Raw genomic sequence first — 14,813 nt, 5'->3', positions numbered from 1 at the left:
CTCCCGGTGCACCATGAAGGGCATGCTGCTTGCCCGGCTGGCCCGTGTGTCCCAGGAGGTCGCCGCCACCTCGGCGCGGTCCCGCAAGACGGCTCTGCTCGCCGGGCTGTTCCGGGAGGCGGAGGCGTCGGACGTGCCGGTCGTCATCCCCTACCTCGCGGGACGGTTGCCGCAGGGCCGGATCGGCGTCGGCTGGAAGGTGCTGGGGCGGCGCGTCGAACCGGCCGCCGATCCGACGCTCACGGTGCGCGAGGTGGACGCCCGGCTCACCCGCCTCGCCGCCGTGTCCGGCCCCGGATCACAGGCCGAGCGCACCCGGCTGGTCGAGGAGCTGATGGGCGCCGCCACCGAGGACGAGCAGCGTTTCCTGCTCGGGCTGCTCACCGGCGAGGTCCGGCAGGGCGCGCTGGACGCGGTCGCCGTGGAGGGGCTGGCCCAGGCCACCGGGGCGGACCCGGCGGACGTACGGCGGGCGGTGATGCTCGCGGGGTCGTTGCGGGCGGTCGCCGAGGCGCTGCTCGCCGACGGCCCCGAGGCGCTCGGCCGCTTCCGGCTCACCGTCGGCCGTCCGGTGCTGCCGATGCTGGCGCACAGCGCCTCCTCAGTGGCGGAGGCGGTCGGCAAGCTCGGTTCCTGCGCGGTCGAGGAGAAACTCGACGGCATCCGGGTGCAGGTCCACCGCGACGGCACCGACGTACGGCTGTACACCCGCACCCTGGACGACATCACCGGCCGGCTGCCCGAGGTGACCGCGGCGGCGCTTGAGCTGCCGGGCGAGCGGTTCGTGCTGGACGGCGAGGTCATCTCGTTCCGTCCCGACGGGCGCCCCCGGTCCTTCCAGGAGACCGCCGGGCGCGTCGGCTCCCGTACGGACGTCGCCACCGCCTCCCAGGCGGTGCCCGTCTCCCCCGTCTTCTTCGACGCCCTGCTGGTCGACGGCCGCGACCTGCTCGACCTGCCGCTGGCCGAGCGGCACGCGGAGCTGGCCCGGCTGGTCCCGGAGCCGATGCGGGTGCGGCGCACCCTGATGAGGGAGGAGGACGACGTGCGGGCGGCGGAGGACTTCCTCGCCGAGACCCTCGCCCGCGGCCACGAGGGCGTCGTGGTCAAGGGCCTGGACGCCGCCTACAGCGCCGGGCGGCGCGGCGCGTCCTGGCTGAAGGTGAAGCCCGTGCACACCCTCGACCTGGTGGTCCTGGCCGCCGAGTGGGGCCACGGCCGGCGCACCGGCAAACTCTCCAACCTGCACCTGGGCGCCCGCGCCGCCGACGGCTCCTTCACCATGCTCGGCAAGACCTTCAAGGGCATGACGGACGCGATGCTGACCTGGCAGACCGGGCACCTCACCCGGCTCGCCGTCGCCGAACACCCCTGGGGCGTGACCGTCCGCCCCGAACTGGTCGTCGAGATCGCCTACGACGGCCTGCAGCGCTCCACCCGCTACCCGGCCGGCGTCACCCTCCGCTTCGCCCGCGTGGTCCGCTACCGCGAGGACAAGCGCCCCGAGGACGCGGACACGGTGGAGACGCTGCTCGCCGCGCATCCGCGGGTCGCGCCGTGAAGCGCAGCGCGGGTCTGCTGCTGTACCGCCGGACCGGCGAGGGCCTCGACGTCCTCCTCGGCCACATGGGCGGCCCCTTCTTCGCCCGGCGCGACCAGGGCGCCTGGACGGTGCCGAAGGGGGAGTACGAGGAGGACGAGCCTGCCTGGGACGCGGCCCGGCGCGAGTTCCAGGAGGAACTGGGGCTGCCGGCGCCGGAGGGCGACGGGGCCGTCGCGCTGGGCGAGGTCCGTCAGTCCGGCGGCAAGCTGGTCACGGTCTGGGCGGTCGAGGCCGACCTCGACCCGGCGACGGTGGTGCCCGGCACGTTCCGGATGGAGTGGCCGCCGCGGTCGGGACGGGAACAGGAGTTCCCGGAGCTGGACCGGGTGGCCTGGCTGCCCCTGGACCGGGCGCGCGAGGTGATCGTCACGGCCCAGCGGGCGTTTCTCGACCGTCTGGCGGAGCACTCGGACTGACGACAGGCCCCTCGCGTTGCGGCGCCCCGCGCCCCGCGCGAAGGTCGAAAGCGCAACCCCGCTCCCAGGGAGGTCGGCCATGCCCATCGCGACGGTGAACCCGGCGAACGGCGAGACGGTCAGGACGTACGAGGCGATGGGCGAGGAGGAGACCGAGCGCCGGCTCCAGCTCGCCGAGGCCACCTTCCGTACGTACCGGACGACGACGTTCGAGGAGCGGGCCCGGCTGATGCACCGGGCCGCCGACCTCCTGGAGGCCGACCAGGAAGAGATCGGCCGGGTCATCACCACCGAGATGGGCAAGCCCATCGGGCAGGCCCGCGCGGAGGCGGCCAAGTGCGCCAAGGCGATGCGCTGGTACGCCGACCGCGCGGCCGCGCTGCTCGCCGACGAGGAACCCGACGAGGGCGACGTGAAGGACTCCGGCGCGTCCCGGGCGCTGGTGCGCTACCGGCCGCTCGGTCCGGTGCTCGCCGTGATGCCCTGGAACTTCCCCCTCTGGCAGGTGATCCGGTTCGCCGCGCCCGCGCTGATGGCGGGCAACGTCGGCCTGCTCAAGCACGCCTCGAACGTGCCGCAGACAGCCCTGTACCTGGAGGACCTCTTCCACCGCGCCGGTTTCCCCGAGGGCTGTTTCCAGACCCTGCTGATCGGCTCGGCGGCCGTCGACGACATCCTGCGCGACGAGCGCGTGAAGGCCGCCACCCTCACCGGCAGTGAGCCCGCGGGCCGCGCGGTGGCCTCCACCGCCGGTGAGATGATCAAGAAGACGGTGCTGGAACTGGGCGGCAGCGACCCGTTCGTCGTGATGCCGTCCGCGGACCTCGACCGGGCCGCCGAGGTCGCGGTGACCGCCCGGACGCAGAACGCGGGGCAGTCCTGCATCGCCGCCAAGCGGTTCATCGTGCACACGGACGTGTACGACGCCTTCGCGGAGCGTTTCGTGGCCGGTATGAAGGCGCTCAAGGTCGGCGACCCGCTGGACGAGGACACCGACGTCGGGCCGCTCTCCAGCGAGCGGGGCGTGACCGACCTGGTGGAGCTGGTCGAGGACGCGGTGCGCGGCGGCGCCACGGTGCTGTGCGGCGGCGAACGCCCCGACGGGCCCGGCTGGTACTACCCGCCGACCGTGCTGGCCGGGGTCGGACGGGAGACGCGCATCCACCGCGAGGAGGCCTTCGGCCCGGTCGCCACGCTGTACCGCGCGGCCGACCTGGACGAGGCGGTGCTGATCGCCAACGACACCGACTTCGGCCTCAGTTCGAACGTGTGGACCCGTGACGACGCGGACGTCGACCGGTTCGTACGGGATCTGGAGGCGGGCGGTGTCTACGTCAACGGGATGACGGCCTCGCACCCGGCGTTCCCGTTCGGCGGGGTCAAGCGGTCGGGCTACGGGCGTGAGCTGTCCGGGCACGGAATCCGGGAGTTCTGCAACATCACCACCGTATGGCACGGAGCGTGAGCCTTCCGCGACTACGATCCTTGTCCGTGACCCGCGAAGTGACTCTTCCCCTGATCGTCGACGACCGCGGCACCCTGCAGGTGGCCGCGGCCGACGTGAGCAAGCTGCTGCGCACGATGGGCGGACGGTGGCTGCGCCTGGTGGAGACCGGGGAGAGCGGCCGGCTGGACGAGGACACCGTGGCGGCCCTCACCATCGAGCTGGCCAAGCTGGCCGACCGGATCGACGTGGCCTGCATCGCGCACAGCAGCGGTCAGTCGTCCTGACCGCCCCGGGGGTGCTCCAGCTCCCACAGACTGTCCCAGAACATCGCCTCGTACGCCTGGAGCAGCCGTCCGTAGCGGTGCACGAGGTCCTCGTTCAGGTGGCCGCCGTCCAGTCCGGCCTGTACGGCGGCCGTCGCCCTGTGCTCCAGGCCGGGATCGGGTGCGGCGAAGAAGTCGAAGAAGGCGCAGGCCTCGTCGGTGAAGCCGTGGTGGCGGCGCAGGGCGCCGGCGACGGTCGCGCAGTAGCCGCCCCAGGCGGAGAAGTTGGCGTGTACGGCGAGGACCGTCTCGGCGGGTGAGCCGTTCAGCGCGAGCCAGGCCACGTAGGCGGGGTACGCCTGGCAGCCCGGCAGCGGCTCGTGGGCCACCGACCGGGACTCCCCCACGCCGCAGGCCGCGGCGAACGTCTCCAGTTTCCCGGCGGCGACGGCCTCCCCCTCGGCGAGCGCGGAGAAGTAGGCGGCGACGGGCGGGGTGTCGTCCGCGCGGTGCGCGAGGTACGCGAAGGCCCGCCGGTCGGCGGCGATCACCCACCGCTGCTCCAGCGCCAGCGCGGCGAGCGTGTCGCGGCTCACCGCGCCCCGCGCCACCAGCGGCACGAACCGGTTGGCCCGGGGGTCGGGGGCCAGCTTCCCGGTGGTGGTCTCCAGCAGGTGCCGTGCCGTCGGGGTCATCGTCTTCTCCCTCTCCTCAGCCGCGCCGCCCTCCCAGGGTCCCCGAGACGGAGTAACTCCGCGAGAGAATGGCGTCCCGCCGGGTGATCGTGGATGAACACCCCTAGGGGGCTTCTGATGGATATCCGTGGAAGAAGGAGCGGCGTTCGGTGCGTGCTCCCGGCGTGCCGGGCGTCGCGACGCCGCGGAGGTCCATCAGAAGCCCCCTGGAGGTGAACCACTTTCTGACCGGGGGGCGCAAGGCCGCCCGGGAGGCGAAAGCAGGCACGGTTCATGGCGACTTTGTGCAGACCCTCGGTGTCCGTACCGGAGCACGTGATCACGATGGAGGAGACGCTCGCGCTGGCACGTGAGCGCCACGCGGACCACCCCCAACTGCCGTTGGCCCTCCGGCTGATCGAGAACACCGGCGTGCGCACCCGGCACATCGTGCAGCCCATCGAGGAGACCCTGAAGCACCCCGGTTTCGAGGACCGGAACAAGCTCTACGAGGCCGAGGCCAAGCGGCGCGTCCCCGCGGTGATCCAGCGGGCGCTGGACGACGGGGAGGTGCTGCCCACCGACATCGACGTGATCATCTACGTCTCCTGCACGGGCTTCATGATGCCCTCGCTCACCGCGTGGCTGATCAACGAGATGGGCTTCGACAGCACCACCCGGCAGATACCGATAGCGCAGCTGGGCTGTGCGGCCGGCGGCGCGGCGATCAACCGGGCGCACGACTTCTGCACGGCCTACCCCGAGGCCAACGCGCTGATCGTGGCCTGCGAGTTCTGCTCGCTGTGCTACCAGCCCACCGACATCGGCGTCGGCTCTCTGCTCTCCAACGGCCTCTTCGGCGACGGCATCGCCGCCGCGGTGGTCCGCGGCCAGGGCGGCACCGGCGTGCGCCTGGAGCGCAACGGCTCGTACCTGATCCCGAAGACCGAAGAGTGGATCATGTACGACGTGAAGGCCACCGGCTTCCACTTCCTGCTGGACAAGCGGGTGCCGGCCACCATGGAGCCGCTGGCGCCGGCGCTGGTGCAACTGGCCCGCGACCACGGCTGGGACGCCACCGACCTCGACTTCTACATCGTGCACGCGGGCGGACCGCGCATCCTGGACGACCTGAGCAAGTTCCTCCAGGTCGAACCCCATGCGTTCCGCTTCAGCAGGGCGACGCTGACCGAGTACGGCAACATCGCCAGCGCCGTCGTCCTGGACGCGCTGCGCCGCCTCTTCGACGAGGGCGGCGCGGACGATCGGGCACGCGGACTGCTGGCGGGCTTCGGGCCCGGCATCACCGCGGAGATGTCGCTGGGCCGCTGGCGGACCGCGGACGAGACCCAGGGCGTGAGACGAACGTGAGCGAAGAGACGATTCCCCGGACCGCGCCGCCCGTACGGGACTGGCCGGTCCCGGACCTGCCCGGCACCGACTTCGACCCGGTGCTGCGCGAGCTGATGGCCGAGGGGCCGGTCACCCGGATCTCGCTGCCCAACGGCGAGGGCTGGGCCTGGCTGGTGACCCGCTACGACGACGTGCGGATGGTCACCAACGACCCCCGGTTCGGCCGTGAGGCGGTGATGGACCGGCCGGTGACCCGGCTGGCCCCGCACTTCATCCCGGCCCGCGGCGCGGTCGGCTTCCTCGACCCGCCGGACCACACCCGGCTGCGCCGCTCGGTGGCGGCGGCGTTCACCGCGCGGGGCGTGGAGCGCGTCCGGGACCGGGCCCGCGCCCTGCTGGACGAGCTGATCGACGCCATGCTGGCGCAGGGACCGCCCGCCGATCTCACCGAGGCGGTGCTCAGCCCCTTCCCCATCGCGGTGATCTGCGAGCTGATGGGCGTCCCGGCGGCCGACCGGCACAGCATGCACACCTGGACCCAGCTGATCCTCTCCTCCTCGCACGGCGCCGATGTCAGCGAGCGTGCCAAGCAGGAGATGGGTGCCTACTTCGCCGACCTGATCGGGCTGCGGGAGAACAGCTCCGGCGAGGAGGTGGCGTCGCTGCTGGGCGCGGCCGTGGGCCGCGAGGAGATCACCCTCCAGGAGGCGGTGGGGCTCGCGGTGCTGCTGCAGATCGGCGGCGAGGCGGTCACCAACAACAGCGGGCAGATGTTCTTCACCCTGCTGACCCGTCCCGAACTGGCCGGACGGCTGCGCGCGGAGCCGGAGATCCGGCCGCTGGGCATCGACGAGCTGCTGCGCTGGATTCCCCACCGCAACGCGGTCGGGCTGTCCCGGATCGCCCTGGAGGACGTGGAGATCCGGGGCGTGCCCATCCGGGCGGGCGACGCGGTCTACGTCTCCTACCTGGCCGCCAACCGGGACCCCGAGGTCTTCCCCGACCCGGAGACCATCGACCTCACCCGGAGCCCGAACCCGCATGTGTCCTTCGGCTTCGGCCCGCACTACTGCCCGGGCGGCATGCTGGCCCGGCTGGAGTCGGAGTTGCTGGTCGACGCCTTGCTGGACCGGGTGCCGGGGCTCCGGCTCGCGGTGGAGCCGGCGGAGGTGCCGTTCAAGAAGGGCGCGCTGATCCGCGGGCCCGAGGCCCTGCCGGTGACCTGGTGAGCGCTTGATGACGGCGACCGAGGGACTGCTGGTACCGCCGGGGCACGGCCGGGTGGTCGAGGCCCCGGCCCAGCACGTGACGTTCAAGGTGACGGGTTCGCATTCGCGTATGGCGTCCACCTTCGAGGTGATCGTGCCGCCGGGTTTCGACGTCGGCGCCCATGTGCACACCCGCAGCGAGGAGCTGTTCTACGTCCTCGAAGGCGAGCTGGACGTGCTCGCGTTCGAGCCGCGCGTCCGTACGCCCGACAACTGGCAGCGCTGGGAGTCGAGCCGGGGCAGCCGGGTGGTCCGCGCCACCCCGGGCACGGTCATCGTCGTACCGCCCGGCTGCCCGCACGCGTTCGCCAACCCGACGGACACCCCGGCGAAGATGTTCTTCCAGGCGAGCCCGCCGCCGGACCACGAACGCTACTTCGAGGAGCTGCTGGAGATCCTCCAGGACGGCGGCCCGCCGGACCACGAGGCGATCGAGGCGCTGCGGGCCAAGTACGACATCCAGCAGCTGACGCCGCTGCGCCACCGGTGACCCCCACGCGCACCGTCCGGCAGCCCGCCGGGGAGGTCCTCGACCCCGGCGGGGCGGTCCCCGCCGCTACCGGATCGGCATCCCCGACAGCGTCCGGGCGATCACCAGGCGCTGGATCTCGCTGGTGCCCTCGAAGATGGTGTAGATCGCGGAGTCGCGGTGCATCCGTTCCACCGGGTACTCGCGCGTGTAGCCGTTGCCGCCCAGGATCTGGACCGCCTGGGCGGTCACCTTCTTCGCGGTCTCGCTGGCGAACAGCTTCGACATGGAGCCCTCGGCGGCCGTGAACGGCTTGCCGTTGATGGCCATCCAGGACGCGCGCCACACCAGCAGCCGGGCCGCGTCGATGGAGGTCCGCATGTCGGCGAGCTGGAAGGCGACGCCCTGGTTGTCGATGATCGGGCGGCCGAACTGCTCCCGGGTCTGCGCGTAATCGAGGGCGACCTCGTAGGCGGCGCGGGCGGTGCCGACCGCCATGGCGCCGACGGCCGGGCGGGACGCCTCGAAGGTGGCCATCGCGGCGTTCTTCACGCGCTCGCCGCCCTTCTTCGCCTTCTCCCGGGCGCGGGCGAGGCGGGCGTCCAGCTTCTCCTTGCCGCCGAGCAGGCAGGAGCCGGGGACGCGCACGCCGTCGAGGATCACCTCGGCGGTGTGCGAGGCGCGGATGCCGTGCTTCTTGAACTTCTGGCCCTGGGACAGACCGGGCGTGCCCGGCGGGACGATGAAGGAGGCGTGGCCCTTGGAGCCCAGCTCGGGGTCGACGACCGCGACGACCACGTGGACGTTGGCGATGCCGCCGTTGGTCGCCCAGGTCTTGGTGCCGTCGATGACCCACTCGTCCTTGGCCTCGTCGTACACCGCGCGCGTGCGCATCGAGGCGACGTCGGAGCCGGCGTCGGGCTCGGAGGAGCAGAAGGCGGCGACCTTGACGTCGTTGACGTCGCCGTACATCTGCGGGATCCAGGTGCCGATCTGCTCCTCGGTGCCGTTGGCGAGGACGCCGACGGCGGCCAGGCCGGTGCCGACGATCGACAGGGCGATGCCCGCGTCGCCCCAGAACAGCTCCTCCATGGCCATCGGGATGCCGAGCCCCGTCTGGTCGAAGTACTGCTGGGCGTAGAAGTCGAGGGAGTAGATGCCGACCTTGGCGGCCTCCTGGATGACGGGCCAGGGAGTCTCCTCACGCTCGTCCCATTCGGCGGCGGCGGGACGGATCACGTCGGCGGCGAAGCCGTGCAGCCAGTCCCGCACCTCCTTCTGTTCGTCGTTGAGCTCCATGGTGAACCCGGCCATGACCCCTCCAGTGACGCACGTGCGTGTTACTAACGGTAACATCGAGTCTGTTACCCGCGGGTAAGAAAAGTCAACTCCCCCCATCCGTCGGCAGCCCGTTCGATCATCGGAGGGCGGTGAGTGCTAGTTTGCGCAGGCGTCACCGAATCAGCACAGGTGGGGAGAGCACATGGAGACCAGGCCGCGGACCGATCAGCAGCGGTCCGCCGACCGGCGACGGCGAGAGCTGCTGGAGGCCGCCGACCGGGTGGTGCTGCGTGACGGGCCCCACGCCTCGATGAACGCCATCGCCGCCGAGGCGGGCATCACCAAGCCGATCCTCTACCGGCACTTCGGCGACAAGGGCGGCCTCTACGCCGCGCTCGCCCAGCGTCACACGGACGCCCTCCTCGCCTCGCTGCGGGCCGCCCTGGACGCCCCGGCGGAGCGGCGGCAGCGCGTCGAGGCGACCCTGGACACCTACCTGGCGGCCATCGAGGCCCGCCCGCAGGTGTACCGCTTCCTGATGCACCCGGCGGACAGCGCCCAGGGCGAGGCGGGCTTCGACGTCGGCAAGCACTCGGCGCCGCTGCTGCGCCGCATGGGCGAGGAACTGGCCCAGGTCATCGAGGAGCGCCTCGACCTCGGCCCTGGCGGCCAGCGGCAGGCCCGGGTGTGGGGGCACGGGATCGTCGGGATGATGCACGCCGCCGGCGACTGGTGGCTCGGTGAACGCCCCTGCTCCCGCGAGGAGTTGGTGCACAGCCTGGCCGACCTGCTGTGGGGCCGGCTGGCCGCGGCCGACGACCGGACGGACGGCCCGGGGTTCTGACGGCTCGGGCCGGCCGGTTCCCGACGCTTCCTGACGGTTCCGGTCAGCCGGCTCCCGACGGTTCGGGCCGGCCGGTCACTGACGGCTCCGGCCGGCGGGTTCCCGGCGGCTCCAGTCCGCCCGGGCGGCCTGCCGTTCCACCCGCCTGCGCCGCCACCCGGTGAGGTGGTCGACGTACAGCCGGCCCTCCAGGTGGTCGCACTCGTGCTGCAGGCAGCGCGCGAAGAATCCCGTCCCGTGGACGGTGACCGGCTCCCCGTCCGCCGTGAAGCCCTCGACGACGGCGTGGTCGTACCGCTCGGTCCCGGCCTCCAGGCCCGGCAGCGACAGACAGCCCTCGGGCCCGCGCACCACCACCCCGTCGGTCTCCGCCAGCCGGGGGTTGACCACATGGCCCAGGTGGCGCACGTCCTCGTCGTCCGGGCAGTCGTACACGAAGACCCGCAGCGGCACGCCGATCTGGTTCGCCGCCAGGCCCACGCCGCGGGCGGCGTACATGGTGGCGAACAAATCCTCCACGAGCCCCGCGAGTTCGGGGCCGAAGCCGGTGACCTCGCGGCACGGCTCGCGCAGTACCGTGTCTCCGAGCAGGGTCAGGGGCCGGACGCGCCCGCGGGCGCCCGGGATCGGGCCGTGTCGCATGGCGGCAAGGGTACGGGCCCTGAACGCCCCGCCCGCGCGGGCCGCGATTCGGGAGTGCGAATGGATCTCGATAGGCTGAGGTCCACACCACGTGGCCGTCAGGCTTCCCAGGCTTCAGGCGCGGCGCGTACGCAAGGAGGATCGAGAACTGATGGCAGGCAACTCGGACCCGCTCACGCCGCGGGCCAAGCTGGCCGTGACCGCGGGCAAGGCGGTCGCGGCGGCGTCCCGCGCCGCGGGTCGCGGCAGCGGTTCGGTGATCGGCGGCAAGGTGGCGCTGAGACTCGACCCCGACCTCCTCGCCCGGCTCGCCCAGCACCTGGACGTGACCCTGGTCTCGGCGACCAACGGCAAGACCACCACCACCCGGCTCATCGCCGAGGCCCTCAAGGCGGCCGGCCCGGTCGTCTCCAACGCGCTCGGCGCCAACATGCCGGCCGGCATCACCTCGGCGCTGGCCGGCGGCTCGGACGCCCGGTACGGCGTCATCGAGGTCGACGAGAAGTACCTCGCCGGCGTCGCCCGGGACACCGACCCCAAGTGCATCGCCCTGCTCAACCTCTCCCGCGACCAGCTCGACCGCGCCGCCGAGACCCGGATGCTCGCGGAGGCCTGGCGGGAGGGCCTGGCCGGGTCCAAGTCGGTCGTCGTCGCCAACTGCGACGACCCGCTGGTGGTCTGGGCCGCCTCCTCCTCGCCCAACGTGGTCTGGGTGGCCGCCGGGCAGATGTGGAAGGACGACGCCTGGTCCTGCCCGTCCTGCGGCGGTGTGATGCAGCGCCCCGGCGACGACTGGTTCTGCGGCGAGTGCGGCTTCCGCCGGCCCACCCCCAGCTGGGCGCTCTCCAACGACCACGTCATCGACCCGCACGGTTCGGCCTGGCCGATCCACCTCCAGCTGCCGGGCCGCGCCAACAAGGCCAACGCCGCCTCCTCGGCGGCCGTCGCCGCCGTCTTCGGGGTGCCGCCGCAGGTCGCCCTGGAGCGGATGTACCAGGTGCAGGCGGTCGCCGGACGCTACGACGTGGTCCAGTTCCAGGGCCGCGACCTGCGCCTGCTGCTCGCCAAGAACCCGGCCGGCTGGCTGGAGACCTTCTCCCTGATCGACCCGCCGCCGGCCCCGGTGATCCTCTCGGTGAACGCCCGCGGCGCCGACGGCACCGACACCTCCTGGCTGTGGGACGTCGACTACACGCGGCTGACCGGCCACCCGATCTGCGTGATCGGCGACCGGAAGCTGGACCTGGCGGTCCGCCTCGAAGTGGCGAACCAGCAGTTCCAGGTGTGCGAGAACCTCGACCAGGCGGTGCAGCAGTGCCCGCCCGGCCGGATCGAGGTCATCGCCAACTACACCGCGTTCCAGGACCTGCGCCGCCGCGTCGGCAACTGACCCACGACACCGGTAGGGAACTTGAGAGTGAGCGACAACCAACTGCGCATCGTCTGGATCTACCCGGACCTGCTCAGCACCTACGGCGACCAGGGCAACGTCCTCGTCGTGGAGCGCCGCGCCCGGCAGCGCGGCCTGGACGTGGCCCGGCTCGACGTGCGCAGCGACCAGCCGATCCCGACCTCCGGCGACATCTACCTGATCGGCGGCGGCGAGGACCGGCCGCAGCGGCTCGCGGCGGAGCGGCTGCGCCGGGACGGCGGTCTGCACCGGGCGGTGGGCAACGGCGCGATCGTCTTCTCGGTCTGCGCCGGCTACCAGATCCTCGGCCACGAGTTCGTCAACGACCTCGGCCAGCGCGAGCCCGGCCTCGGCCTGCTCGACGTGGTCTCGGTGCGCGGCGAGGGCGAGCGGTGCGTGGGCGACGTCCTCGGCGACGTCGACCCGCGGCTCGGCCTGCCCCCGCTGACCGGCTTCGAGAACCACCAGGGCGTCACCCACCTGGGCCCGACCGCCCGCCCGCTCGCCCAGGTCCGCTTCGGCAACGGCAACGGCACGGGGGACGGCACGGAGGGCGCGTTCAACGACACGGTCTTCGGTACGTACATGCACGGGCCGGTCCTCGCCCGCAACCCGCTCATCGCGGACCTGCTGCTGAAGCTGGCCCTGGACGTGAACGCGCTGCCGCCGACCGACGACCGGTGGTACGAGGCGCTGCGCGACGAGCGCATCGCGGCGGCCCAGCAGTCCGCCTGACACACGGCGGCGGCCCGCACGTCACCGGCCCGTCTGATGGCACGTCCGCACAGGTGAGCGGGCACGTCCAGCAGGCGGACGCCCCGTGCGGACGGGCCCGCGGATGCCGCTAGGGTGGCGGCATCCGAGCCGGACATCGCGGTCCGGACCCGTGCCCACTGGAGAAGGTAAATCGGGCTATGCGCATTGGTGTCCTCACGTCCGGCGGCGACTGCCCCGGCCTGAACGCCGTCATCCGGTCCGTCGTGCACCGTGCCGTCGCCGACCACGGCGACGAGGTCATCGGTTTCCGGGACGGCTGGAAGGGCCTCCTGGAGTGCGACTACCTCAAGCTCGACCTCGACGCCGTGGGCGGCATCCTGGCCCTCGGAGGCACCGTCCTCGGCTCCTCCCGGGTCCGTCCCGAGCACCTGCGGGACGGCGTGGAGCGGGCCCGGGGGCATGTCCGGGAGCTGGGTCTCGACGCGATCATCCCGATCGGCGGTGAGGGCACGCTGAAAGCGGCCCGGCTGCTGTCCGACAACGGGCTGCCGATAGTCGGGGTGCCCAAGACCATCGACAACGACATCGCTGTCACGGACGTCACCTTCGGCTTCGACACGGCCGTCACCGTCGCGACCGAGGCCCTCGACCGGCTGAAGACCACCGCCGAGTCGCACCAGCGGGTGCTGATCGTCGAGGTCATGGGCCGGCACACCGGCTGGATCGCGCTGCACTCCGGGATGGCGGCCGGCGCGCACGCCGTCGTCGTGCCGGAACGGCCCTTCGACATAGAGGAGCTGGCCGCGAAGGTCGGCGAGCGGTTCTCGGCGGGCAAGCGGTTCGCGATCGTGGTGGCGGCGGAGGGCGCCAAGCCGAAGCCGGGGACGATGACGTTCGACGAGGGCGGCAAGGACGTCTACGGTCACGAGCGCTTCGCGGGGATCGCCCGGCAGCTCTCCATCGAGCTGGAACACCGGCTCGGCAAGGAGGCACGGCCGGTGATCCTCGGGCACGTGCAGCGGGGCGGGACGCCCACGGCGTACGACCGGGTGCTGGCGACGCGGTTCGGGTGGCACGCGGTGGAGGCCGCGCACCGGGGCGAGTTCGGGAAGATGACGGCGCTGCGGGGGACGGACATCGTGACGGTGCCGTTGGCGGAGGCCGTGGAGACGCTGAAGACGGTGCCGGGGGACCGGTACGCGGAAGCGGAGTGTGTTCTTTAGGCCGCGCCCTTCCTGAGGCGCACTGTTCCTGAGGCGCACTGTTCCTGAGGCGCACTGTTCCTGAGGCGCACTGTTCCTGAGGCGCGCTGTTCCTGAGGCGCGCTGTTCCTGAGACGCGCTGTTCAGCCCCCGGTGACGTCGGTCGCCGGGGGCGGTTCTAGTCTTGGGGCGGACAGACAGCGTCAATCAGCATGAAATGGGAGCCGGCGATGGATCACAGCGGGCACGGCATGATGACCGAGCTGCCGCCGTTCACGCTGGGACGGGGGCTCGGGTGGTCCATGGACCCCTTCTTCCTCGCCGCCTGCCTGCTGGGGCTCGCGCTCTACGGCTGGGGGGTCGTCCGGCTCGCGCGGCGCGGTGACGCCTGGCCGCTGGGGCGGACCGTGGCCTTCGTGACCGGCATGCTGAGCATCGCGCTGGTGATGTGCACCAAGCTCAACGACTACGGCATGGTCATGTTCAGCGTGCACATGGTGCAGCACATGGTCATCAGCATGGTGTCGCCCATCCTGATCCTGCTCGGCGCCCCGGTCACCCTCGCCCTGCGCGCGCTGCCGCCGGCCGCCGTGCGGGGCAGCAAGGGGCCGCGGGAGCTGCTGCTGATGCTGCTGCACAGCCGGTACATGCGGGTGATCACCCACCCCGTGTTCACCATCCCGCTGTTCATCGCGAGCCTGTACGCGCTGTACTTCACGCCGCTGTTCGACTTCCTGATGGGCTCCAAGGTCGGGCACATCGCGATGATGGTGCACTTCCTCGCCGTCGGCGTGGTCTTCTTCTGGCCGATCATGGGCGTGGACCCGGGCCCGCACCGGCCGGGCTATCTGATGCGGATGCTGGAGCTGTTCGCGGGCATGCCGTTCCACGCGTTCTTCGGTATCGCGCTGATGATGGCGTCCTCGCCGATGGTCTCGACGTTCGAGAACCCGCCCGCCTCGCTCGGCATCGACGCGCTCTCCGACCAGAACGCGGCCGGCGGGATCGCCTGGGCGTTCAGCGAGGTGCCCTCGGTCCTGGTGCTGATCGCGCTGCTGTTCCAGTGGTACGCCTCGGACCAGCGGCAGGCCAGGCGCAAGGACCGGGCCGCCGACCGGGACGGCGACAAGGAGCTGGCGGCGTACAACGCCTATCTGGCCTCTTTGCAGACACGCGGGAGCTGAGCGGGGCGCTTCGGGGCACCATGGAGGGGATCGGCCCAT

The 14,813-nt window shown here is 72.0% G+C and carries 14 protein-coding genes and 1 pseudogene; 12 read left to right on the top strand and 3 right to left on the bottom strand.

Features of this window, described 5'->3' with window-relative positions:
* The first annotated feature begins 22 nt into the window (after positions 1 to 22).
* From ACZ3IG_RS32125 to ACZ3IG_RS32110, 4 genes are all read left to right on the top strand, one after another.
* The gene (locus ACZ3IG_RS32125; protein ID WP_467436488.1) at positions 23 to 1,561 is read left to right on the top strand and encodes an ATP-dependent DNA ligase; all 1,539 of its coding nucleotides are present in this window, start codon (positions 23 to 25) and stop codon (positions 1,559 to 1,561) included.
* Positions 1,558 to 2,019, top strand: a complete 462-nt coding sequence (locus ACZ3IG_RS32120; protein WP_467436486.1) for an NUDIX hydrolase — start codon at positions 1,558 to 1,560, stop codon at positions 2,017 to 2,019. Before ACZ3IG_RS32125 ends, ACZ3IG_RS32120 begins: the two co-directional genes overlap by 4 nt.
* A gap of 79 nt (positions 2,020 to 2,098) precedes the next feature.
* Entirely contained in the window at positions 2,099 to 3,484 is a 1,386-nt protein-coding gene (locus ACZ3IG_RS32115) for an NADP-dependent succinic semialdehyde dehydrogenase (RefSeq protein ID WP_467436485.1), read from the top strand.
* 26 nt (positions 3,485 to 3,510) lie between these two features.
* Positions 3,511 to 3,750: a DUF6213 family protein gene (locus ACZ3IG_RS32110; protein WP_215168286.1), complete on the top strand. Its 240-nt coding sequence runs from the start codon at positions 3,511 to 3,513 to the stop codon at positions 3,748 to 3,750.
* On the opposite strand, the gene ACZ3IG_RS32105 is transcribed toward ACZ3IG_RS32110, so the two are convergent.
* Complete coding sequence (locus tag ACZ3IG_RS32105) at positions 3,738 to 4,424, bottom strand: thiaminase II/PqqC family protein (protein WP_467436483.1); 687 nt, start codon at positions 4,422 to 4,424, stop codon at positions 3,738 to 3,740. The two genes, ACZ3IG_RS32110 and ACZ3IG_RS32105, sit on opposite strands and share 13 nt — an antisense overlap.
* A 270-nt stretch (positions 4,425 to 4,694) precedes the next feature.
* On the opposite strand from ACZ3IG_RS32105, the pseudogene ACZ3IG_RS32100 reads away from it, so the two are divergent.
* From ACZ3IG_RS32100 to ACZ3IG_RS32090, 3 genes and pseudogenes are all read left to right on the top strand, one after another.
* Positions 4,695 to 5,774: pseudogene (locus ACZ3IG_RS32100) on the top strand (type III polyketide synthase); the annotation flags it as partial.
* Entirely contained in the window at positions 5,771 to 6,985 is a 1,215-nt protein-coding gene (locus tag ACZ3IG_RS32095) for a cytochrome P450 (RefSeq protein WP_467436482.1), read from the top strand. The pseudogene ACZ3IG_RS32100 and the gene ACZ3IG_RS32095, both read left to right, overlap by 4 nt.
* 7 nt (positions 6,986 to 6,992) lie before the next feature.
* Positions 6,993 to 7,514, top strand: a complete 522-nt coding sequence (locus ACZ3IG_RS32090) for a cupin domain-containing protein (RefSeq protein ID WP_215168290.1) — start codon at positions 6,993 to 6,995, stop codon at positions 7,512 to 7,514.
* Between the two features lie 66 nt (positions 7,515 to 7,580).
* Here the strand turns inward: ACZ3IG_RS32090 and ACZ3IG_RS32085 are convergent, their stop codons facing one another.
* Positions 7,581 to 8,807 carry an acyl-CoA dehydrogenase family protein gene (locus tag ACZ3IG_RS32085; protein WP_467436481.1) on the bottom strand — a complete coding sequence of 409 codons (1,227 nt, stop codon included), beginning with the start codon at positions 8,805 to 8,807 and terminating at the stop codon, positions 7,581 to 7,583.
* 169 nt (positions 8,808 to 8,976) lie between these two features.
* Here ACZ3IG_RS32085 and ACZ3IG_RS32080 point away from each other — a divergent pair, with 169 nt between their 5' ends.
* Entirely contained in the window at positions 8,977 to 9,618 is a 642-nt protein-coding gene (locus ACZ3IG_RS32080) for a TetR/AcrR family transcriptional regulator (protein WP_467436480.1), read from the top strand.
* Between the two features lie 75 nt (positions 9,619 to 9,693).
* On the opposite strand, the gene def is transcribed toward ACZ3IG_RS32080, so the two are convergent.
* Complete coding sequence (gene def, locus ACZ3IG_RS32075; protein WP_467436479.1) at positions 9,694 to 10,260, bottom strand: peptide deformylase; 567 nt, start codon at positions 10,258 to 10,260, stop codon at positions 9,694 to 9,696.
* A 151-nt stretch (positions 10,261 to 10,411) separates the two neighbouring features.
* On the opposite strand from def, the gene ACZ3IG_RS32070 reads away from it, so the two are divergent.
* The 4 genes from ACZ3IG_RS32070 to ACZ3IG_RS32055 all read left to right on the top strand — a co-directional run bounded on the left by ACZ3IG_RS32070 (position 10,412) and on the right by ACZ3IG_RS32055 (position 14,774).
* Positions 10,412 to 11,650, top strand: a complete 1,239-nt coding sequence (locus ACZ3IG_RS32070) for a MurT ligase domain-containing protein (protein WP_215168294.1) — start codon at positions 10,412 to 10,414, stop codon at positions 11,648 to 11,650.
* A gap of 27 nt (positions 11,651 to 11,677) precedes the next feature.
* Positions 11,678 to 12,406: a type 1 glutamine amidotransferase gene (locus tag ACZ3IG_RS32065; RefSeq protein WP_467436477.1), complete on the top strand. Its 729-nt coding sequence runs from the start codon at positions 11,678 to 11,680 to the stop codon at positions 12,404 to 12,406.
* Positions 12,407 to 12,585: 179 nt separating this feature from the next.
* Positions 12,586 to 13,611: a 6-phosphofructokinase gene (locus tag ACZ3IG_RS32060; protein WP_467436476.1), complete on the top strand. Its 1,026-nt coding sequence runs from the start codon at positions 12,586 to 12,588 to the stop codon at positions 13,609 to 13,611.
* A gap of 209 nt (positions 13,612 to 13,820) precedes the next feature.
* The gene (locus tag ACZ3IG_RS32055) at positions 13,821 to 14,774 is read left to right on the top strand and encodes a cytochrome c oxidase assembly protein (protein WP_467436475.1); all 954 of its coding nucleotides are present in this window, start codon (positions 13,821 to 13,823) and stop codon (positions 14,772 to 14,774) included.
* The last annotated feature ends 39 nt before the right edge of the window (positions 14,775 to 14,813 follow it).

It is taken from the genome of Streptomyces sp. NPDC016677, from assembly GCF_055562815.1.
Note: the sequence above shows the minus strand (reverse complement) of the source record. Positions and strands in the feature narration are given on the sequence as shown.